This is a genomic window from Salinifilum aidingensis (assembly GCF_054782015.1).
This window is the reverse complement of record NZ_BAAGTH010000001.1, coordinates 161,358-181,041: the sequence shown is the minus strand read 5'-3', so window position 1 is coordinate 181,041 and position 19,684 is coordinate 161,358. Positions and strand designations below refer to the sequence as shown.

Sequence of the window (19,684 nt, the reverse complement as noted above, 5' to 3'; positions counted from 1 at the left end):
CTCCCAGCTACCCCCATCCCCCCGCCCTCAACAGCCGATCCGCGGACTCCCTGAACCAGCCGATCCGCGGACTCACCTACCCTGGGCGGGTGACGTTCGCAGATGTTCCGCGCCTGCTGCTGGTCCACGCCCACCCCGACGACGAGACGCTGATGACCGGGGGCGCGATCGCCCGCTGCGCCGCGCGCGGGGTGCACGTGACGCTGGTGACCTGCACGCTCGGCGAGGAGGGCGAGGTCATCCCGGCGGGCCTGCGGACCCTCGCGGCGGACCGGGCCGACCAGCTCGGCGGTTACCGGGTGGGGGAGCTGCGGGCGGCCTGCTCGGCGCTGGGGGTGCACGACCACCGGTTCCTCGGCGGTACCGGCCGCTGGCGGGACTCGGGGATGCGCTGGGAGGGCCCGGGCCGGGCCGCGGCGCTGCCGAGCGCGCACCCGCGGGCGTTCGCCACCGGTGACCAGGAGGAGCAGGTGGCCGAGTTGGAAGACGTGCTGCGCGAGGTGCGACCGCAGGTGGTCGTGACCTACGCCGACGACGGTGGCTACGGGCATCCCGACCACGTGCGCGCGCACCACGTGACCACGGCCGCGGCCGCCCGGGTGCCGGAGGTGCGGCGCGTGTTCCACGCGGTCACCTCCCGGGACGAGCTCGCCGCCGAGCTGAGCGCGTTGGCCGGGGCGGACGGGTTGCCGTGGCGGCTGCCGCACCTGGAGGAGGTGCCGCACGTGCCGGACGAGGAGATCACCACGGTCGTGGACGTCTCCGACCAGCTGGCGGCGAAGACCGAAGCGCTGCGGGCCCACCGCACCCAGGTGCAGGTGTGGCCGGACGACCCCGCCGGTTCGGCCGCCCGCGCCTACGCGCTGTCGAACGACATCGGCCTGCCGGTCCTGCGGCGCGAGCACTTCGCGCTGGCCGCGGGGGAGGGCGCCGGCTGCGGGGCGGACCTGTTCGGCGGGTTGGACCTCGGGGTGGTGAGCGAGCGGTGAGCCGCTCCGACCGCGCGCTGTCCGGGCTGCTCGTGCTGGACGCGGTGCTGCTGGGCGTGCTCGAGGTGATGTACCTGCCGCTGTACCTCGGTCCGGTGCAGTTCCCGATCACCGCGGCGGTGGCCGTGGTGACCACGCCGCTGCTGGTGCGCCTCGCCTCCCGCACGTCGGACCACCGCGCGGTGTCCGCGGCACCGCTCGTGGCGTGGTTCGCCGCGGTGTTCGTGCTCGGCATGGTCGGTCCCGGCGGGGATGCGGTGCTGCTGCAGGACTGGCGCACGCTGCTGCTGCTCGGCGGTGGCGCGCTGTCCGGCGCGTTGATGCTCGGCGTGGCGCTGGGCGAGCAGGGCGCCCGGGCCAACGCCCGCGGGGGCGGGGGCCAGCGCGGCGTGCGGTTCGGCCCCCGCCCCTGACCGCGCCCGGGAAAAGTTCCCACCACCCGGATGGGTGCGTCTGCGGAGGCGCCGTCGCCGTGGAGCGCGGCGGGGCGACCGCCGAACGGGGCACACCGGGTGTGGCGAACGGCATGTCCGGGTTGCGCGGGATGTCGCCGCGGCTGCGGGCGCGGCGGGTGCGCGCGCCCGCCGGCCGGCGAATCCCCACGTCGCCGGGGTGCACCTCGGGTTTGCCGCACGCCGCCGGGCGGGTACGTGCGGCGGGCGGACGGCATGGGCGCCGCCGGGCTGTGATCCCGATCGTTTACGCTGTTTTCCCGCTCCGCATAGAGTCGCCCGGTGAAGTCGATGTCGTTCCGCACTCTGGGACTGCTGCGAGCTCGCGGGCCCGAGGAGCGATATTCTCGACGCGTCGCGCCAGGAGATTCCTGCGCGTCGGAACTACGCTGCAAGCAGGAGAGCAACCGTGACCTACGTGATCGCCGAACCCTGCGTCGACGTGCTCGACAAGGGCTGCATCGAGGAGTGCCCTGTCGACTGCATCTACGAGGGCGGTCGGATGCTCTACATCCACCCGGACGAATGCGTCGACTGCGGCGCGTGCGAGCCGGTGTGCCCCGTCGAGGCCATCTACTACGAGGACGACGTCCCGGACGAGTGGACGGCGTACACCCAGGCCAACGCGGACTTCTTCGACGACCTGGGTTCGCCGGGCGGTGCCGCCAAGGTCGGCAAGGTCAACAAGGACGTCGAGCCGGTCGTGAGCCTGCCTCCGCAGGCCGAATGAGCACCGCGAGCAGTGGTGCGCCGCGCGGTCCGCGGCTGCCCGAGTTCCCGTGGGACTCGTTGGCGGAGCACGCGGCGACCGCGCGGGCGCACCCCGACGGCATCGTCGACCTGTCCGTCGGCACCCCCGTGGACCCGGTCCCGGAGGTCCTGCGCACCGCGTTGAACGCGGCCGCGGACCAGCCGGGCTACCCCGCCACGCACGGCACCCGCGCGCTGCGCGAGGCCGCCGCCGGGGCGCTGCACCGGCGGCACGGCGTGACCGCGCCCGATCCGGAGGCGGTGCTGCCGACGGTCGGGTCGAAGGAACTCGTCGCGTGGTTGCCAACGCTCGTCGGGGTGCGGCCGGGCGAGCTGGTCGCGATCCCCGAGCTGGCCTACCCGACCTACGAGGTGGGGGCGCGGCTGGCGGGCGCCGACGTCGTGCGCCTCGCGCCCGGCGAGGAACCCCCGGCGGGGACGGCGCTGGTCTGGCTGAACTCGCCGTCGAACCCCACCGGCCGGGTGGCCGACGCCGGCGAGCTGCGGCGCACCGCGCGCGCGGCGCAGGACATGGGGGCGGTGGTCGCCTCGGACGAGTGCTACCTCGCGCTCGGCTGGGAGACCGATCCCGTGTCCGTGCTGCACCCGTCCGTGGGCCTGGAGCCGACCGGCGTGCTGGCGGTGCACTCGCTGTCGAAGTCGTCGAACCTCGCCGGGTACCGCGCCGGCTTCGTCACCGGCGACCCGGACCTGGTGCGGCGGCTGCTGGAGGTGCGCAAGCACGCCGGCATGATCATGCCGCGCCCGGTGCAGGAAGCCGTGACCGCGGCGCTGCAGGACGACACCCACGTGCAGCAGCAGCGCAAGCGCTACGCCGAGCGGCGCGCCGCGCTGCTGCCCGCGCTGGAGTCCGCCGGGTTCACCGTCGAGCACTCGCGCGCCGGGCTGTACCTGTGGGCCACGTGCGGTGAGGACGCGTGGAGCACGATCGACCGGCTGGCCCGCCGCGGCGTCCTCGCCGCGCCCGGCACGTTCTACGGGCCCGCGGGGCAGCAGCACGTGCGGATCGGGCTGACCGCCACCGACGAGCGGATCGCCGCGGCCGTGCAGCGCCTGACCTGAGCTCGTTCCGCGACTTCCTCCGCTGCGAGCGGGGTTCGGCGCGGGCGCCTCGCGAGGCGGGGCGGCGCGCCGGTGATCCCCGCCGCACGCCGGTGCTCCCCGCCGCACCGGGCCAGCCCGCGACGGCCGGTCCGCGGGCCCTCAGCTCAGCTCGCCGGCCGCTGAGCGGAGCTCCTGCCAGGTCCGCGGCCACTGCTCGCGGCGCTGCAGGCGCCGCCGGTTCTCCTGCTCGGCGAGGCGGCCGGCGGTGAACCCCGCCGGGGCGTCACCGCGCGAGCCCAGCTGCCCGCCGAGTTCGCGGAGCTGCTCCAGGGCCACGCAGGCGTCCTGGTGCTCGCCGAGCACGTCCTGCAGCGCCTTCGCCGCCTTCCGCACCCCGCGCACCGGTTCGCCGCACAGCGGTTCGGCGAACTCGGCGGTGTAGCGCAGCGACTTGCCGCGGATGCGCAGGTCGTGCAGCTGCTCGTCGCTCGGCTCGTCCGGCAGCTCGCGCACCGCCTTGCGCAGCTTGCGGTACTGCCGCCCGGTCAGCCGCAGCAGCTGCTCGGCCGCCCCGGTCGTGGCGGCCCGGCCGGTCGGGGCGGCTGCGCCGACCGGGGCGGAGGTGTACTCGACGAGCCCGCGCAGCAGGTGGCCGTAGCGGGCGCTGTCCAGCGCGGACAGCATCGCCTCCCGCTCCCGCTCGCGCCGCCGGCGCAGTTCCCGCAGCAGCGACTCACCGCCGGCGCGGTCGATCTCCGGCAGCGCGGCGACCTGCTCGGCGAGGTGCCCGAGCTGCACGTCGAGGTCGCGCACGGGGCCGAGGGAGCGGCCGAGCCAACCGAGCTCGGCGCGCAACGGGTCCGAGCGGCCGCGGTCGAGGAAGTCGCGCGCCGTTTTGAGCATGGCGCGCATGCGCCGCACGGACACGCGCATCTGGTGCAGGTCTTCCGGGTCCTCGCCGCTGCGCGTGCCCGGGTCGCGGTCGACGAGCACCCGCAGGCGGTGGTCCAGCCCGGCGCGCACCTGCTCGGCCGGATCGCTGTCGTCGGCCGGGGTCACGGGTGCGGCGGTCAGGCCGATGCTCGCGGCGAGCTCGCCGCGAGCGGTGCGGCCCGTCGCTCCCGGCGCGTCCGAACTCCCCGCGGCGGGGTGCGCGCCGTTCGGGGACGAGGAGGCGCCGCGCTGCTCAACAGCCATCACCCGATTCTAGGAGCGCACGCGGCACTGGCGGTTGCTCCGAACGGTGAGTTGCCGGGGCGGGCGGGCGTGCCGACCGCCCCGGCAACTGTCACCGGTGTCCGCGGGCGCGGACCGGTGGATGTGCGCTTGGGCGCAGCGGTCCGCCAGGCGGCCTGCGGGTGGCTACCCGAGGGGTCGGGGATCCCGCAGCGAGGCCCCGCCGGAGATTCCTCCCAGCTACCCCCATCCCCCGCCCTCAACAGCCGCTCCGCGGACTCCCGGAGTCCTGTCAGTCGTTGGCGTGCAGCGCGGCGTTCAGCTCGACGGGACCGCCGCTGCGGGCGCTGGCCTGGACGACGCCGGTGGTGGAGTCGCGGCGCAGCAGCAGCCCGTTGGAGCTGGACAGGTCGCGGGCGCGGGTGATCGTGCCGTCCGGCAGGGTGATCTTGGTGCCTGCGGTGACGTACAGGCCGGCTTCGACGACGCAGTCGTCGCCGAGCGAGATGCCGACACCGCCGTTGGCGCCGATGAGGCAGCGCTCGCCGACGGAGATGACCTCCTTGCCGCCACCGGAGAGCGTGCCCATGATCGACGCGCCGCCGCCGACGTCGGAGCCGTCGCCGACGACGACCCCGGCGGAGATGCGGCCCTCCACCATGGACGCGCCGAGCGTGCCCGCGTTGAAGTTGACGAAGCCCTCGTGCATCACCGTCGTGCCGCTGGCCAGGTGGGCACCGAGCCGCACGCGGTCGGCGTCCCCGATGCGCACCCCGGAGGGCACGACGTAATCGATCATCCGGGGGAACTTGTCGACGCTGTAGACGGTGACCGCGCCGCGGGCGCGCAGCCGCATCCGCGTGGCCTCGAAGCCTTCCACCGCGCACGGCCCGTGGTTGGTCCACACGACGTTCGACAGCAGGCCGAAGATGCCTTCCAGGCTCTGGCCGTGCGGGCGCACCAGCCGGTGCGACAGCAGGTGCAGCCGCAGGTACACGTCGTGCGTGTCGGCGGGCGGCGTGTCGAGCCGGTCGACCGCGGTCCGCACGGCGACGATCTCCACGTTGCGCGCGTCGTCCCGGCCGAGCAGCTCCGCGCCGGCGGCGCCGAGGTACTCGGCGGCCTGCTCCGGGGTCAGCCGGGTGCTGCCGGGCTCGGTGGCCTCACCGGGGTCGGTGAGCTTGACGCTGGGGAACCACGTGTCCAGCACCGTGCCGTCATCGGTGACCGTGGCCACGCCCACGCCCTGGGCGCCCGTGCTCTGCTGGTCGGGAGTACCTGTGCTCATGGCTAAAACGGTAACCTGCCGGGTCATGAGCGATGCGCTGGATCTGGCCGCCGACCCCGTCGATCTCACCGCCGCGCTGGTGGACGTCGCCAGCGTCTCCGGCGAGGAGGGGGAGATCGCCGACGCGGTGGAGTCGGCGCTGCGCCGCCAGGCACCGCACCTCGAGGTCGTGCGCAGCGGGCACGCGGTGCTGGCGCGGACGGACCTCGGCCGGTCCGGGCGGGTCGTGCTCGCCGGGCACCTGGACACCGTCCCGGTCAACGACAACCTGCCGTCGCACCGCACCGGCGCGGGGGAGGAGGAGGTCGTGCACGGCTGCGGCACCACGGACATGAAGAGCGGCGACGCGGTGCTGCTGCGGCTGGCCGCCGAGCTGACCGCGCCGCGCTACGACCTGACGTTCGTGTTCTACGACTGCGAGGAGGTCGAGGCCGAGCGCAACGGGCTCAACCGCATCGAGCGCGAGCTGCCGGAGTGGCTGGACGGGGACCTGGCCGTGGTGGGCGAACCGTCCAACGCGGTCGTCGAGGCCGGCTGCCAGGGCACGATGCGGGTGCGCGTGCGCACCACCGGCGTGCGGGCGCACTCCGCGCGCGCGTGGATGGGCAGCAACGCGATCCACGCCGCCGAACCGGTGCTGCGGCGCCTGGCCGAGTACACCCCGCGGCGGCCGGAGGTCGACGGGCTCGCCTTCCACGAGGGACTGCAGGCGGTGCGCGTCGAGGGCGGGGTCGCCGGCAACGTGGTGCCCGATTCCTGCGTGGTGACGGTCAACCACCGCTTCGCCCCGGACCGCACCGTGACCGAGGCGGAAGCGCACCTGCGCGAGGTGTTCGAGGGCTTCGAGGTGGCGGTGGAGGACGCGGCCGCGCCCGCGCGCCCGGGGGTGGACCGGGCGCCCGCGACGGAGCTGGTGGCCGCCTCGGGGGCCGAACCGGTGGCCAAGCTCGGCTGGACCGACGTGTCCCGGTTCGCCGCGCGCGGGCAGCCGGCGGTGAACTTCGGGCCGGGCGACCCCGCGCTGGCGCACACCCGGCAGGAGCACGTGCACGCCGCGCACGTGCGCCACTGCACCGAGGTGCTGCGCAGCTTCCTCGGCTGACCGGGCGCTTCCCGCCGGGGCCGCGCGCTCAGCCGGGCGGAGCGCGTCGAGCGCGGCTCCGAGCCGGTCCTCGGCGACCGCGCGGTCGTGGTCGGCCTGCGGGCCGGGTCAGAACCTCCCGGACGCGCCGACCGCCGTGCACCCCGCTCAGGGGTGCACGGCGGTGCCCGGGCGCAGCTCCGCCCGGCAGCTCGGGGCAGGGCCGCTCGGGGCTGGGGCCGCTCAGGAGAGGCCGGAGTAGCCGGAGAACTCGCGCTCCTCGGTCCCGCGCTGGCCGGGGAGGCCGTTGTGCGCGGCCGCGCGGCCGTCCTCGTCCGCGGAAGCCCGCGCGGAGTCCGCGGCGTCCGCAGCCCCGGGCCGGTCGGAGTACCCGCTCGCCCCGGTGGTGCCCTCCTCGGCGCCCTCGGGAGCGACTTCCTCGGCGGCCTCGGCAGCCGGGGCCGCCTCGGCAGCAGACGCCTCGGCGGGTGAGTCCTCCTCGCTCGAGCGCGGAGCCGGCGGCACCTCGGCGGCGGGGATCTCCGGGTCGGCCAGGGCGGCCAGCGCCGCGGTCGACGGCGTGCCCGGCTCCTCCGGCTCGGTGTTCTTCGTGTCCGCCGGGGTGCTCGCGGCGGAGGTGGTGCTCTCCGCGGACTGCTCGCCCGCACCGGTCGCCATCCCCGCCGTCTGGTCGACGAACCGCAGCAGCTCCACCGGGAAGGGCAGCACGAGCGTCGAGTTCCGCTCCGCGGCGACCTCGACGACCGTTTCCAGCAGGCGCAGCTGCAGCGCGGCGGGCGTGTCGGACATGACGTTGGCCGCGTCCGAGAGCTTCCGGGAGGCCTGGTACTCGCCGTCGGCGGAGATGATGCGCGAGCGGCGCTCCCGCTCCGCCTCGGCCTGCCGCGCGATGGAGCGCTTCATCGTGTCCGGCAGCGAGACGTCCTTGATCTCCACCCGGTCGATGTGCACACCCCACCCCAGGGCGGGGTTGTCGATCATCAGCTCCAGGCCCTGGTTGAGCTTCTCCCGGTTGGACAGCAGGTCGTCGAGGTCGCTCTTGCCGATGATGGAGCGCAGCGAGGTCTGGGCGACCTGCCCCATGGCGAACTGGTAGTCCTCGACGTTGATGATCGCCCGCGGCGGGTCCTCGACGCGGAAGTACACCACCGCGTCCACGCGGACGGTCACGTTGTCCCGCGTGATGCCCTCCTGCGCGGGGATGGGCATGGTGACGATCTGCAGGCTGACTTTGTGCATGCGGTCGATCGCCGGGACGATCATGGTCAGGCCGGGGCTGCGGGTGTGCTCCAGCAGGCGGCCGAACCGGAAGACGACGCCGCGCTCGTACTGCCGGATGACCTTGATGCTGGTGGCGAGCCCGAGCACCAGCACCACCAGGATGATGACCGCGATTTCGGTGAGCATGACAGCCCCCTCGGGGCGCGAAGCCGGTCCGCCGGCGGGGCCGTCCGGCGCGGGATCGGTGCCCGCCGGGAACGATCCTTGTCGTCGCGCACGCGAGGTGCGCCGGCGTCCACGGTGCGTGACTGCTTCGTGTGTGCTCATCGTACGCCGCCGAGACGACATGTGAATCCCCGATGAACTGGTATTTCTGGTTGGCGGGGGGATGCGGCCGCGGGTTCCGCGCACCGCCGCGCCGCTACGATGATCCCGGCGGGCGCCGCAGGGGTGGGACGATGCAGCAGGAGGTTCGAAGGTGAGCACGAACGAGTCCACCGGGGCCACGGCCGTGTGCGTGTACTGCGCGTCCCGCGCCGTGCCGCAGCGCTACATGGACCTGGCCGCCGAGGTGGGCAGCGGCGTCGCCAAGCGCGACTGGACGCTCGTCTCCGGCGGCGGCCGGGTGTCGATGATGGGCGAGGTCGCCCGGGCCGCACGGGCGGGCGGTGGCCGCACGATCGGGGTCATCCCGCAGGCGCTCGTGGAGCACGAGATCGCCGACGACGAGGCCGACGAGCTGCTGGTCGTGGACAACATGCGCGAGCGCAAGGGCCTCATGGACAGCCACGCCTCGGCGTTCCTCGCCATGCCGGGCGGCATCGGCACCTGCGAGGAGCTGTTCGAGGTGTGGACCTCCCGCTACATCGGCCTGCACGCCAAACCGGTGGTGCTGCTCGACCCGGACGGGCACTTCGACGGCCTGCTCAGCTGGCTGCGCGGCATGGTGCGGTCCGGTTTCGCCGCGCAGTCCTCGCTGGACGTGCTGACCGTGGCCACCGACGTGGAGCAGGCGCTGGACGCCTGCGCCGCGAGCTCGGCGTGATGCCGGGGCGGGCCGGGCTGCGCTTCCGGGACAAGGTCGTGCCCGGGCAGCGCCCGCTGGTGATGGCGATCGTCAACCGCACGCGCGACTCCTTCTACGACCGCGGCAGCACGTTCGCGGCCGACGCCGCGGTGCAGGCGGTGGACCGCGCGGCCGAGGAGGGCGCGGACATCATCGACATCGGCGGGGTGCGCGCCGGGGCCCAGGGCGAGCCGGTCGACGCGGAGGAGGAGGCGCACCGCGTCGTCCCGTTCGTGCGGGAGGTCCGCCGCCGGCACCCGGAGCTGGTGCTCAGCGTGGACACGTGGCGGCACGAGGTGGCCCGCCAGGTCTGCGCGGAGGGCGCGGACCTGCTCAACGACACCTGGGCGGGGGCCGACCCGCTGCTGGCCGAGGTGGCCGCGGAGTTCGGCGCGGGCGTGGTCTGCTCGCACACGGGAGGGCTGCCGCCGCGCACCGACCCGTTCCGCCCCCGCTACACCGACGTGGTCGCCGAGGTCGCCGAGGAGCTGGTGCAGCGGGCCGAGCGGATGGTCGCCACCGGTGTGCCCGCGGAGGGCGTGCTCATCGACCCGACCCACGACTTCGGCAAGAACACCTGGCACGGGCTGGCGCTGCTGCGGCACGCCGACCGGTTCGCGGCCACCGGGTGGCCGGTGCTCATGGCCCTGTCCAACAAGGACTTCATCGGCGAAACGCTCGGGACGGGTGTGGACGAGCGCGTCGAGGGCACGTTGGCGGCCACGGCGGTCGCCGCCTGGCAGGGCGCGCGGGTCTTCCGCGCGCACCAGGTGGCGCAGACGCGGCGGGTGGTGGAGATGGTCGCGTCGATCGCCGGGACCCGCCCGCCCGACGCCGTGCTGCGCGCCCTGGCCTAGGGAGCGCCCCGCAGCGGCCTAGGAAGCGCCCCGCAGCCGCCCCTCGGCCCCCGAGCCCGGGGACAACTCCACCCCTTGTGGATGGATTGTGCTCCATTCGTGTGGGGACAACTTACAATTTTCATGAAAATTGCGCTTCCTGGAACGAGTCCAGATTGCGGGGCGGTGCGCGGGGTTCGCGTGTCGGGGGCGCCCCGGAGCGCGGGCACGCGGCGAGGCGTGAGGCAAATCATTCGAGCGCGCGCATTTCCGGGACCAAGGTCCCTTGCCGGAAGACGGTGACAGTGCGCCCGAACATCCGTAGAGTCGCTACTTGTGAAGGCAGATGCGCTACGCGGTCACCTGGATGCTCTGTTACTCGCCACGCTCGACGGCAAGGCACTGCACGGATACGCGATCATCGAGGTCCTGCAGCAACGCAGCGGTGGTGCGGTCGACCTGCCGACCGGGACCGTCTACCCGGCGCTGCGGCGGCTGGAAAGCGCAGGCTACGTGCGCAGCACGTGGAGCACGGTGGGCGGCCGCCGGCGGCGGACCTACCAGCTCACCGACGTCGGGCAGCAGACGTTGAACGCCGAGCGCCGGGCCTGGCGCGAGTTCACCTCCGCGATCGAGGGCGTGCTGGGCGGCCGGACGGCCGCTCCGGTGTGACGGCCGCTCCGGTGCGGTGCTCGCGCGCGCACCGCCGGGGTCTCGTCCGCCCCGGGCGGTCCCGTGCGCGCCACCGCCCGCGGACGCCCTCGGCGGGTCCCTTCCTCCCGGGCGTGCGGGTGCGCAGGTCCCGGACCGCGGCCGGGGCGCACCGTGTCACGATGGGCCACCGTGGCTAGTGCGCTCCTCTACCTGTTCGCGGCCCTGGTCGTCGGGGCCGTGGTGTTCCTGCTGGCCTCGGTGGTGTTCGGCCGCGGCGAGCAGCTCGAGTCGTTGCCGCCCGGGGCGACGCCGACCCGCCTGCCGTCCTCCGAGGTCGACGGTTCCGATGTGCGCGCGCTGCGGTTCCAGCAGGTGCTGCGCGGCTACAAGGCGGTCGAGGTCGACTGGGCGCTGGAACGCGTCGCCGGTGAGCTCGACGAGCTGCGCGGCCGGGTGGCGGTGCTGCAGCGCCAGCTCGCGGCGGCCGAGGAGCAGCTGCACCGCGCGCGCGGCGGGGAGCCCGGCCCGGCCGGCGACCCCGCGGACGGGCGCTCAGCGACGGCGCAGGAGGCCGCGACCGGCACCGGAGAAGTGCCCGAGCGCGCGGAAACCGGCGCAGCGGAGCCCGGCGCAGCGGAGGCCGGCGCAGCGGAGGCCGGCGCAGCGGAGGCCGGGGGAGGGGCGAGCACCGCCGAGGGCTCCGCTGCCGCCGGGAGCGGAGCTGCGGGCACCGCGGAGGGGGAGCACCCGCGTCCGGACGCCGGGGAGCGGGAGTGACCGGCGCGATCCGCGGTGACGACGGGTACGCGCGGTGCCCCTGGGGTGCGCACCCGCCGGACTACGCCGAGTACCACGACCACGAGTGGGGGCGCCCGCTGCACGGGGACCGGGCCCTGTTCGAGCGGCTCACCCTGGAGGCGTTCCAGTCGGGGCTGGCCTGGTTGACGATCCTGCGCAAGCGCCCCGCCTTCCGCCGCGCCTTCGCCGGTTTCGATCCGCACCGGGTGGCCGCCTTCGACGAGGACGAGCGCGCCGCGCTGCTCGCCGACCCGGGCATCGTGCGCAATCGTGCGAAGGTGGACGCGGCGATCTCCAACGCGCGCGTGCTGGTGGGCTCCGGTGAGTCCCTCGACGAGCTGCTGTGGTCCTTCGCGCCGGCCGGGCGCGGCTCCCGGGCGCGCACGGCTGCTGAGGTGCCCGCGCGCACGCCCGAGTCCGCGGCGATGGCCCGGGCGCTGAAGGGGCGCGGCTTCTCCTTCGTCGGTCCGACCACGTGCTACGCGCTGATGCAGGCCACGGGCATGGTCGACGATCACCTGGCGGACTGCTGGCGCGCGGGGTGATCCGCACCTCCCGGCCCGCGGCATCGCGCTGCGTGATCGCCCGGACGCGCGAGTGTGACCAGAAGCACACGGCGCGGCGCGTGAACCCTCGGACACGCTGCGCGAGGTGAACGGCGAGTGGCGCCGCTGGAACGATCGTCGGGCGTGTCAGTCGTTTTCACCATCGCCGGAGTGTGCACAGTGGATTGTCGGGGCGGGTGGTTTCCCGTTCGACAGCGGCGAGTTGGCACCGACCGCGTTGCGCTCCTCCGCGGGGCGACACGCCGGGACGCGTGCCCCGGATCGCGTCCGGGGGGGCGTGCTCGTGATCCGGATGAACACCGCACAAGCCCCGGAAGTGCCCGTGGTCCGGCGGATTCGACCAGCGCAGGGCGGACCCGAGTTGATCGGTTCGCTTTCATCCTCCGCTCTGCATGGGGGACAATGGGGCAGACCCGAGCTAGCCGTGCGCGAAGCCGCGGGGTGTTGGAGTTCACGGAGGGAGCACGCTATGGCGGCCATGAAGCCCCGGACCGGAGACGGTCCCCTCGAGGTGACCAAGGAGGGACGCGGCATCGTGATGCGCGTTCCGCTCGAGGGTGGTGGGCGTCTCGTCGTCGAGATGTCGGTTGAGGAGGCGAAGAACCTGGGCGACGCTCTGGAGTCGACCACGGGCTAGGTTCGCACGGATGGATCGCGCGGACCAGACCCCGCCTGGGGGAGCCGCCTCGGCCGGGCGCCCTCCGGACCGGACGCTGGAAGGCAGCGGACACCCCGCAGGTGCCGGTGCGCAGGCAGCAGGGCACGTGGCGAGCGGGGCTGTTCTGCCGACCAGCGCGCCCGCCGGTGTGGACAGTCCGACGCGATTCGATCGCATTCACTTCTCGGGCCGCCGATCGACGGTGACGAACGACCGGGCGGCCGCCGACGCCGCGGCCGGTGTCGGCGACCACCCGGTTCGCTCGGACGGCGGGGGCGCCGGACCGGCACGGCTCCGGCGCGCGCCGGAACACGTGCCGGTGGCGGTGCCGCCGCGGCGCCGGTGGCCCGAACACGTTGCCGCGCACGAAAGGTCTGCTGTTGTCCGCCGCTGTGTTTCGTACGTCGCGGTCGCACCGCGCAGTCGAGCCGAACCTGCCCGCCGTTCCGACCCCACTGGTCGAAGTGGACGTGACCGGGACGTGGCGGGACGGCGTGCCGGGTGCCGTTCCGCTGTTCACCGGTGAATCCGCCTCGGAACCGGTGCCCGCCGCGGCAGCCGACGTGGACGGCGCCGTGCTCACCGCGATCGGTGCGCGGGCCGACGCCGGTTCGCTGCACCCGCTGCCGTTCACCGACGGGCGCTCCGGGTGGGCCGTCGGCGCCGCCGACGGCGAACCCGACCAGTGGCGCCGCGCCGGCGGCGCCCTCGGCCGCGCGGTGCGCGAGCGGCTCGCCGCGTCCACCCCGGACGAGGGCGATCCCGAAGATCTCGGCGACGCCGCCGAAGCCGAGTACCTCCAGGTGCGACTGCCCGCCGGCATCACCGCCGAGGCCGTCGCCGCGCTCGTGCTCGGCCTGGCACTCGGCGGTTACCGCTTCCGCGTCACCGAACGCCCCGACCCGATCAGGCTGCGCCGCGTCTGGCTCGTCGCGGCGCCGGGCGAGGACACCGCCGCGCTGCGCGAGACCGCGCAGCGGGCGCGGCAGTGGGCGCGCGCGACGTCCGTGGCCCGCGACCTGGCCAACGCCCCGTCCAACGTCAAGGACCCGGCGTGGCTGGTGAGCACGGCCGCCGAGATCGCCGGTGAGCACGACGCCGTCACCGCCACCGTCCGCGACGAGAAGTGGCTCACCGAGCACGGTTTCGGCGGCGTCCTCGCCGTCGGCGGCGGTTCGGCGCGGCCGCCGCGGCTGCTGGAGCTGACCTACCGCCCGGACGGCGCCTCCGACGCCCCGCACCTGCTGCTCGTCGGCAAGGGCATCACCTTCGACACCGGCGGGGTGTCGCTGAAGCCCGCCGACGGGATGCACTGGATGCGCACCGACATGGCCGGTGGTGGCGCCGTCGTCGGAGCGCTGTCGGCCATCGCCGAGCTCGCCCTGCCGGTGCGGGTGACCGCGCTCGTGCCCGCCGCGGAGAACCACGTCTCGGGCAGCGCCTACCGGCCCGGTGACGTGGTGCGCCACTACAACGGCACCACCAGCGAGATCGACAACACCGACGCGGAGGGGCGGCTCGTCCTCGCCGACGCCATGGCCTACGGCGTGCAGCAGCACCGGCCCGACCTGGTCGTCGACGTGGCCACGCTGACCGGTGCGGTGAAGGTCGCGCTGGGACTGCGCACCGGGGGCGTGTTCGCCACCGACGACGAGCTCGCCGAGCGCCTGCGCGACGCGGGCCGGCGCACCGGGGAGGCCTGGTGGCCGATGCCGCTGCTCGACGACCACGCCGACGCGGTCCGGGGCGAGCGCGCCGACCTCAAGCAGGCCCCCGCCGGACCGGGCGCGGTGACCGCGGCGCTGTTCCTGCGCGAGTTCAACGGCGACCTGCCGTGGGCGCACCTGGACATCGCCGGGCCGGCGCGGGCCGAATCGGAGCGCGACGAGGTCACCGCGGGCGCCTCCGGATTCGCGGCGCGCAGCCTCGTCGAGCTCGCCGCCGCCTACGCGGCCGACCAGGAGGAGTCCGCGGCCACGTAGCCAGTCCGCGGTGGCGGATCCGCGCCTACGCGGATCCGCGTAGGCGCGGATCCGCTCGCGCGCTGACGACGCGACCCCCGCGCTCCGGCGAAGCTGGTGACCAGCACGACCGGACGGAATCGGAAACGGGGGTGAACCACCATGCACGACGTGCTGCTGGCGTGGGGACCGCACGCCGGACACGGGCCACCGGGATTCGTCTTCCCCCTGGTGTGGCTGGTGATCCTGGCGGCGGTGGTGACCGCGGTCGTCCTGCTGCGGCGCCGCGCCGAGCGCCGCTCGGGACCCCGCGCGGGACAGGCCGTGCTCGCGGAGCTGTACGCGCGCGGGGAGATCGACGCCGACGAGTACCGCCGCCGGCGCGGGGTGCTCGGTGAGAAGTAGGAGCACCGGCGGCCGCCCGGGTCGTGCGCCCGGGCGGCCGCGCCCGCGCGGGACGGCGGGCAGCGGGCACCCCCGACGGGCGGGTGGCGCCCGCGCGGCCGGACCGCGGTCGGGAGATCCTGCCGAGGAGCCCCGCCTCCGCCCGCCGGAGGCGCTCCGTTCCCTACCCGCGAGAGGTGGCGGTCGTGCGCATCGCGCTGCTCCCGAAACGCCCCCCGGCCGGTGACCTGGTGCTGGGCGCCGCCGCGGCCGTCATCGCCGCGGTCGGCACCATCGGCGCGAACATCGGCCAGGACGTGGCCACCGGTCCCGACGCGGGCATGCTCGTCAGCGGGGCCCTCGCCGGCGGTCTGCTCGCCTGGCGCCGCAGCGCCCCGCTGCTCGCGCTCACCGGCGTGGTGCTCGTGGCGGCGGGCTACCTGGCCGCCGGGTACGCGTTCGGCCCGGTGCTGCTGTGCGTGCTCCTCGCCCTGTTCGAAACCGCCCGGAACACCGACCGCCGGGTGTCCCTGCCCGCCTGCGCCGCCGCCGCCGCGGCCGTCGTCGCGGTGATCGCGCTGCGCGAAGCGCACGGGGACAGCTCGTGGCTGTTCACCGCGTTCGCCGGGGCCGGCTGGCTGATCATCCCGTGGACCCTCGGGGCGCTGGCGCGGGTGCGCGCCAAGGCCGCCGAGCGCGACCGCCGCGAACTGGCCGAGCGGGCCAGGACGGCCGAGCGGATGCGCGTGGCCGGGGAGGTGCACGACATCGCCGGGCACGGCTTCTCCGCCGTGGCCATGCAGGCCGGGGTGGCGCTGCTCGTGCTCGAGGAGGACCCCGCCCAGGTGCGGCGCAGCCTCGAAGCGATCCAGTCCACCAGCACCACCGCGCTCGGCGAGCTGCGCACCATGCTGGACACGTTCCACCCGGACCCGTCCGACCGGCCGCGCGCGCCGGAAGCCTCCGCGCAGGACCCCGCCGGGCTCGCCGAGCTCGTCGACGCGGTCCGCGCCGGCGGGCTGCGGGTGGACGTGGACAGCGCGGGGCTGGACCGGCCGCTGCCCGCCGATCTCGGCCGCCTCGTCCACCGGGTCGTGCGGGAGGCGCTGACGAACGTGCTGCGGCACGCCGACAGCCCGCGCGCCGAGGTGCTGGTGCGGCGGGAGGGCGCGGAGGTCGTCGTCGACGTGCGCGACCACGGTTCGGCGACCGGCACCGCGCGGGAGGGACGCGGCCTCTCCGGCATGCGCGAGCGCGTGGAGGCCGCCGGCGGAACACTGGTCACCGGCAGCGGCGCGGGAGGAGGATTCCGGGTGACCGCGCGGATACCCGCCGGGGAGGCGTGATGATCCGAGTCGTGGTGGCGGACGACCAGGAGCTCGTGCGCATGGGCTTGCGCGTGCTCGTCGACCGGGAGTCCGACATGGCCGTGGTCGCCGAAGCCGCCGACGGCGAGCAGACGCTCGCGCGGGTGCGGGAGACCGGCGCGGACGTGCTGCTGCTCGACATCCGCATGCCCGGCGTGGACGGGCTCGCCGCGCTGCGCGCCATCACCTGCGACCCGGAGCTGGCGCACACGCGGGTGATCGTCGTGACCACCTTCGAGATCGACCGCTACGTCTACGAGGCGCTGCGCGCGGGGGCCAGCGGGTTCGTCCTCAAGGACACGGCGCCGAGCGACCTGGTGTCGGGCATCCGCGTCGTCGCCGCGGGGGAGGCGCTGCTGTCGCCCTCGGTGACCCGCCGCGTGATCGACATGTTCGGCAGGAGCGCCGCGGCCCCGCAGGACGCGGTGCCGGGCGTGGACGAGCTCACCGAGCGGGAGCGGGAGATGGCCGCCTGGGTGGCCACCGGGCGGTCCAACACCGAGATCGCCGAGGAGCTCGTGATCAGCCCCGCCACGGTGCGCACGCACGTCAGCAGGGCGATGGTGAAGCTCGGCGCGCGGGACCGGGCGCAGCTCGTGGTCAAGGTGGTCCAGGCGGGGCTGACCGTGCAGCGCTGACGGCCGCACCGGGAGGACGCCGGTACCGCCGGGGGCGGTGGCGCAGCGGAACCTCGAGCGCGGCTCCCGCTGCCGGTGCCCGACATCGAGCAGCCGGCGGTGCGCGATCGCGTTTCCGGTCCTCGGCAGATGCGGTCGCGGGCCGGTGGCGCCGGACGGAGCCACCGGCCCGCGCGGGTTCGGCCGGGGCTACCGCTCCTCGGCGTCCCAGTCGCCGAGGACGGCCGGTGCGGTCCGCGGCATGTCGTTGAACCACACGTCGTCGTTCTCCTCCAGCCAGGTGGAGCGCTCGTTCTCCTCGTCCTCCCCGGGACGGCCGCCGCGGGCCGGCGCGCCGGCCATGCCCCCGCGCCCCGGGGCCGAGGAGCCCGGGGTGGTGCCGCTCGCGGTGCCGTTCGCACCGGGGGCGCCGACGCCGGAGCGCCCGCCGGGGCCGAGGCCGTTGCCGGCGCCACCGCGCGCTCCCGGAGCGCCGGTGCCGGTGCGGGCGCCGGTGCCGCCGCGGGAGCCCGTGCCGCCGCGGGACCCGGGTGCCCCCGTGCGACCACCGGTGGACGCGCCGCCGCGCGGAGCGCCCGGGGCCACGCCGGGAGCGGCGACTCCGCCGCCCGCACCGGGACCACCGGGCGTCGCGCCCGGGGTTCCCGGGGTCCCCGGCACGCCCGGGCTCGCGCCACCCGGGGTCGTCCCCGGCGGCGTCGCCCAGGACGAGCCGGTGCCGGCGGGGGTGCCCGTCGCGCCCGGGGTGGACGGCAGCTGGCTGCCACCGCCGGTGGCGTTCACGGTGCTCATGCCGCCGCCGACGGGCTGGGAGGTTCCGGTGCTGCCGGGCGCGCCGGTCGACGTGCTGACGCCGGTGCCGCCACCGCGCGGGCCCGCGTTCTGCTCGTAGGCCATCTCCGGCGGGGTGGGGAAGGCCGGCATCCGGCTGGACGACGTCTGGACGGCCTGGTCGTAGTTGTCGTAGATGCGCTTGGCTTCCTGGGCCTTCTCGGTGGCCTGCTGCTCCTGCTTCTGCAGGTCCGTTTCCGTGCCGAACAGGAAGGCGCCGCCCTTCTCCAGCATGCTGTCGGTGGCGTCGACCTTCACCGGCTCGGGCATGCCCTTGACCTTGCCGAAGGCGTCGCCCTGCTCGGTGGCGGCGTCACCGACGGAGCGGGAGACGTCCTGCGCGTCCCGGATGAACTGGGTCATCGGGCGCAGCGAGTCGCCGTGCTGCTCGGCCGCCTGGCCCTGCCACATGACACCGGCCCTGCGGTTCGCCTCGTCGAGCAGCGCGGAGACTTCCTCGAAGTCCTCGACGATGGAGTTGCGCCAGGCGGTGATCGCCTTCTCGATGGCGGGGTTGCCGGGACCGCTGTGGATCTGGTTGTACTTCTGCTCGTGGTGGAACCCCACCGAGTTCGTGATGTCGTCGCTGCTGCCGCTGTCGACGGGTGCGCTGAGGATGGCGACACCACCGGCGGCGATGGCTGGAAGCATGGACGTGTCCCCCTCACACGTGCGGGTCGGTCAGGCGTTGGGAATGTTCTTCAGCACTTGGGTGGCGATCGTGTCGGCGAAGCCGCAGGGGTCCTGCATCTCGGGGGCCTTGCCGCCGGTGCGGGTGAAGCCGACGCGGAACGACGCGCTGTCGGAGACACCGACGTTGACCGTGCAGAGGCGGCTCTGCCGGTCCGTGTGGTTGGCGGGATACCCCTGCACCTCGGCCGGGTGGTACTCGTCGAACGACTTGGCGTTCTTGTACATCCCCTGTGCGCCGATCCTGTTCTGCTGGGTCAGCGAGACGATGGCGTTGTCGTTCTCCCAGGTGCAGGACGAGTCGCCCCAGAGGGATTCGTCGGGTTTCGGTTCGGTGCCCAGTCCGAGCTGCTGGAGCTGCTCCGGCTTCAGCAGCTCGCAGGCGCTGCCGACGGCCTGCAGGTTCTTGGGCTGGTCGATCCGCGGTGCGGCGTCCTGCTGCTGGCCCGGTGTCGACTGGGCCTGGCTGCTGGGCTGCTCGGACTGCGAGCCGCTGTCGGCGGGCAGGGCGCAGCCGGCGAGGCCGAGCGCGGCGAGCAGCGCGGTGGTGCCGAGGGTGGTGCGGCGGAGCACGGTCGTGGTCCTCACAGTTGCCGGGGCGTGGCTTCCTCGTCGGTGGCGCGGTAGTCGCGCTGGGCGGCCTCGAGCTGCTCGATCTGGTTCTGCAGCCGATCGATGGTCTTGTCCACGACCCAGGCGAGCTGGCCGGGCTCCTCGCCGGCCATGTTCCCCAGGGACTGCTTGATCTTCTGGCTGACCTCGTCCGCTGCGGGCTCGGGAGGATTCCGCAGATCTCCGGCCTTTTCCTTGATCGCGTTGAGCTTGTTCACGGCCTCTTTGTACTTGGCGACGAGGTCGGGGATCTGCTCGACGTCGACGCTGAACGTGGCCTGCTGCACGCCGCCGCTGCCGTCGTTGACGTGGGTGTTCACGAGTGCCGTGCTGCCCTGCAGCAGGCCGAGTCCCATGAGCGGCGGAGCTCCCGCGCCCGCGGTGGTGTCCGTGCTCGGCAGCGGCAGCGGTGGCGGCGCCGCGCTCGGGTCGGCGTTGCTGTCAGCCATCGTCCGGAGTCCCCCTGCTGGAGTTCGAGCGATCAGTGCTTGATCCGGAGAGCACTGTACAACTTCGCTCCGAGCCGCGGGAGCAGAATCCGTGAATCGGACACCGGCATCCGCCGCCCGGTTCGGTGTTC

The 19,684-nt window shown here is 74.6% G+C and carries 20 protein-coding genes and 1 pseudogene; 15 read left to right on the top strand and 6 right to left on the bottom strand.

Going from position 1 to position 19,684, the window contains the following annotated elements:
* Nucleotides 1–89: 89 nt before the first annotated feature.
* The 4 genes from mshB (at nt 90) to dapC (ending at nt 3,274) form a co-directional block, all read left to right on the top strand.
* Nucleotides 90–989 carry an N-acetyl-1-D-myo-inositol-2-amino-2-deoxy-alpha-D-glucopyranoside deacetylase gene (mshB, locus tag ACYVJE_RS00875; RefSeq protein ID WP_461142814.1) on the top strand — a complete coding sequence of 300 codons (900 nt, stop codon included), beginning with the start codon at nt 90–92 and terminating at the stop codon, nt 987–989.
* Nucleotides 986–1,402 carry a hypothetical protein gene (locus tag ACYVJE_RS00870; protein WP_459158430.1) on the top strand — a complete coding sequence of 139 codons (417 nt, stop codon included), beginning with the start codon at nt 986–988 and terminating at the stop codon, nt 1,400–1,402. The genes mshB and ACYVJE_RS00870 overlap by 4 nt, the downstream gene beginning before the upstream one ends.
* Before the next feature lie 448 nt (nt 1,403–1,850).
* Nucleotides 1,851–2,171, top strand: a complete 321-nt coding sequence (fdxA, locus tag ACYVJE_RS00865) for a ferredoxin (RefSeq protein WP_459158431.1) — start codon at nt 1,851–1,853, stop codon at nt 2,169–2,171.
* Nucleotides 2,168–3,274, top strand: a complete 1,107-nt coding sequence (dapC, locus tag ACYVJE_RS00860) for a succinyldiaminopimelate transaminase (protein ID WP_461142813.1) — start codon at nt 2,168–2,170, stop codon at nt 3,272–3,274. Before fdxA ends, dapC begins: the two co-directional genes overlap by 4 nt.
* Nucleotides 3,275–3,415: 141 nt before the next feature.
* On the opposite strand, the gene ACYVJE_RS00855 is transcribed toward dapC, so the two are convergent.
* Nucleotides 3,416–4,453 carry a CHAD domain-containing protein gene (locus ACYVJE_RS00855; protein WP_461142812.1) on the bottom strand — a complete coding sequence of 346 codons (1,038 nt, stop codon included), beginning with the start codon at nt 4,451–4,453 and terminating at the stop codon, nt 3,416–3,418.
* Between the two features lie 271 nt (nt 4,454–4,724).
* Nucleotides 4,725–5,720, bottom strand: coding sequence for a 2,3,4,5-tetrahydropyridine-2,6-dicarboxylate N-succinyltransferase (gene dapD / locus ACYVJE_RS00850; RefSeq protein ID WP_459158434.1), 996 nt, complete (start codon nt 5,718–5,720; stop codon nt 4,725–4,727).
* Between the two features lie 25 nt (nt 5,721–5,745).
* On the opposite strand from dapD, the gene dapE reads away from it, so the two are divergent.
* Nucleotides 5,746–6,822, top strand: coding sequence for a succinyl-diaminopimelate desuccinylase (gene dapE / locus ACYVJE_RS00845; protein WP_459158435.1), 1,077 nt, complete (start codon nt 5,746–5,748; stop codon nt 6,820–6,822).
* Between the two features lie 668 nt (nt 6,823–7,490).
* Here dapE and ACYVJE_RS00840 read toward each other — a convergent pair.
* Nucleotides 7,491–8,229: pseudogene (locus ACYVJE_RS00840) on the bottom strand (slipin family protein); the annotation flags it as partial.
* A 292-nt stretch (nt 8,230–8,521) separates the two neighbouring features.
* Here ACYVJE_RS00840 and ACYVJE_RS00835 point away from each other — a divergent pair.
* The 10 genes from ACYVJE_RS00835 (at nt 8,522) to ACYVJE_RS00790 (ending at nt 16,971) form a co-directional block, all read left to right on the top strand.
* On the top strand, nt 8,522–9,088 hold the full coding sequence (locus tag ACYVJE_RS00835) for an LOG family protein (protein ID WP_461142811.1): 567 nt from the start codon (nt 8,522–8,524) through the stop codon (nt 9,086–9,088).
* Nucleotides 9,088–9,966 (top strand): dihydropteroate synthase, encoded by an 879-nt coding sequence (gene folP / locus ACYVJE_RS00830; RefSeq protein ID WP_459158437.1) that lies wholly within the window; start codon nt 9,088–9,090, stop codon nt 9,964–9,966. The genes ACYVJE_RS00835 and folP overlap by 1 nt, the downstream gene beginning before the upstream one ends.
* 315 nt (nt 9,967–10,281) lie before the next feature.
* Entirely contained in the window at nt 10,282–10,617 is a 336-nt protein-coding gene (locus tag ACYVJE_RS00825; RefSeq protein WP_459158438.1) for a PadR family transcriptional regulator, read from the top strand.
* Between the two features lie 171 nt (nt 10,618–10,788).
* Nucleotides 10,789–11,376 carry a DivIVA domain-containing protein gene (locus ACYVJE_RS00820; RefSeq protein WP_461142810.1) on the top strand — a complete coding sequence of 196 codons (588 nt, stop codon included), beginning with the start codon at nt 10,789–10,791 and terminating at the stop codon, nt 11,374–11,376.
* A complete protein-coding gene (locus ACYVJE_RS00815; protein WP_461142809.1) occupies nt 11,373–11,942 on the top strand; it encodes a DNA-3-methyladenine glycosylase I in 570 nt (189 codons plus the stop codon). Before ACYVJE_RS00820 ends, ACYVJE_RS00815 begins: the two co-directional genes overlap by 4 nt.
* 490 nt (nt 11,943–12,432) lie before the next feature.
* The gene (locus ACYVJE_RS00810) at nt 12,433–12,600 is read left to right on the top strand and encodes a DUF3117 domain-containing protein (protein WP_459158441.1); all 168 of its coding nucleotides are present in this window, start codon (nt 12,433–12,435) and stop codon (nt 12,598–12,600) included.
* A gap of 485 nt (nt 12,601–13,085) precedes the next feature.
* Complete coding sequence (locus ACYVJE_RS00805; RefSeq protein WP_461142808.1) at nt 13,086–14,603, top strand: leucyl aminopeptidase family protein; 1,518 nt, start codon at nt 13,086–13,088, stop codon at nt 14,601–14,603.
* 141 nt (nt 14,604–14,744) lie between these two features.
* The gene (locus ACYVJE_RS00800; RefSeq protein ID WP_459158443.1) at nt 14,745–14,987 is read left to right on the top strand and encodes an SHOCT domain-containing protein; all 243 of its coding nucleotides are present in this window, start codon (nt 14,745–14,747) and stop codon (nt 14,985–14,987) included.
* A 185-nt stretch (nt 14,988–15,172) separates the two neighbouring features.
* Nucleotides 15,173–16,312: a sensor histidine kinase gene (locus ACYVJE_RS00795; protein ID WP_461142807.1), complete on the top strand. Its 1,140-nt coding sequence runs from the start codon at nt 15,173–15,175 to the stop codon at nt 16,310–16,312.
* Nucleotides 16,312–16,971 (top strand): response regulator transcription factor, encoded by a 660-nt coding sequence (locus ACYVJE_RS00790; RefSeq protein ID WP_459158445.1) that lies wholly within the window; start codon nt 16,312–16,314, stop codon nt 16,969–16,971. Before ACYVJE_RS00795 ends, ACYVJE_RS00790 begins: the two co-directional genes overlap by 1 nt.
* A 189-nt stretch (nt 16,972–17,160) precedes the next feature.
* Here ACYVJE_RS00790 and ACYVJE_RS00785 read toward each other — a convergent pair whose 3' ends face one another.
* From ACYVJE_RS00785 to ACYVJE_RS00775, 3 genes are read right to left on the bottom strand one after another with little or no spacing between them, the layout of a single operon-like run.
* Nucleotides 17,161–18,453, bottom strand: a complete 1,293-nt coding sequence (locus ACYVJE_RS00785; RefSeq protein ID WP_461142806.1) for a hypothetical protein — start codon at nt 18,451–18,453, stop codon at nt 17,161–17,163.
* A 30-nt stretch (nt 18,454–18,483) separates the two neighbouring features.
* Entirely contained in the window at nt 18,484–19,065 is a 582-nt protein-coding gene (locus ACYVJE_RS00780; protein ID WP_461142805.1) for a DUF3558 domain-containing protein, read from the bottom strand.
* A gap of 11 nt (nt 19,066–19,076) precedes the next feature.
* Nucleotides 19,077–19,553 (bottom strand): hypothetical protein, encoded by a 477-nt coding sequence (locus ACYVJE_RS00775; RefSeq protein ID WP_461142804.1) that lies wholly within the window; start codon nt 19,551–19,553, stop codon nt 19,077–19,079.
* Nucleotides 19,554–19,684: the final 131 nt, after the last annotated feature.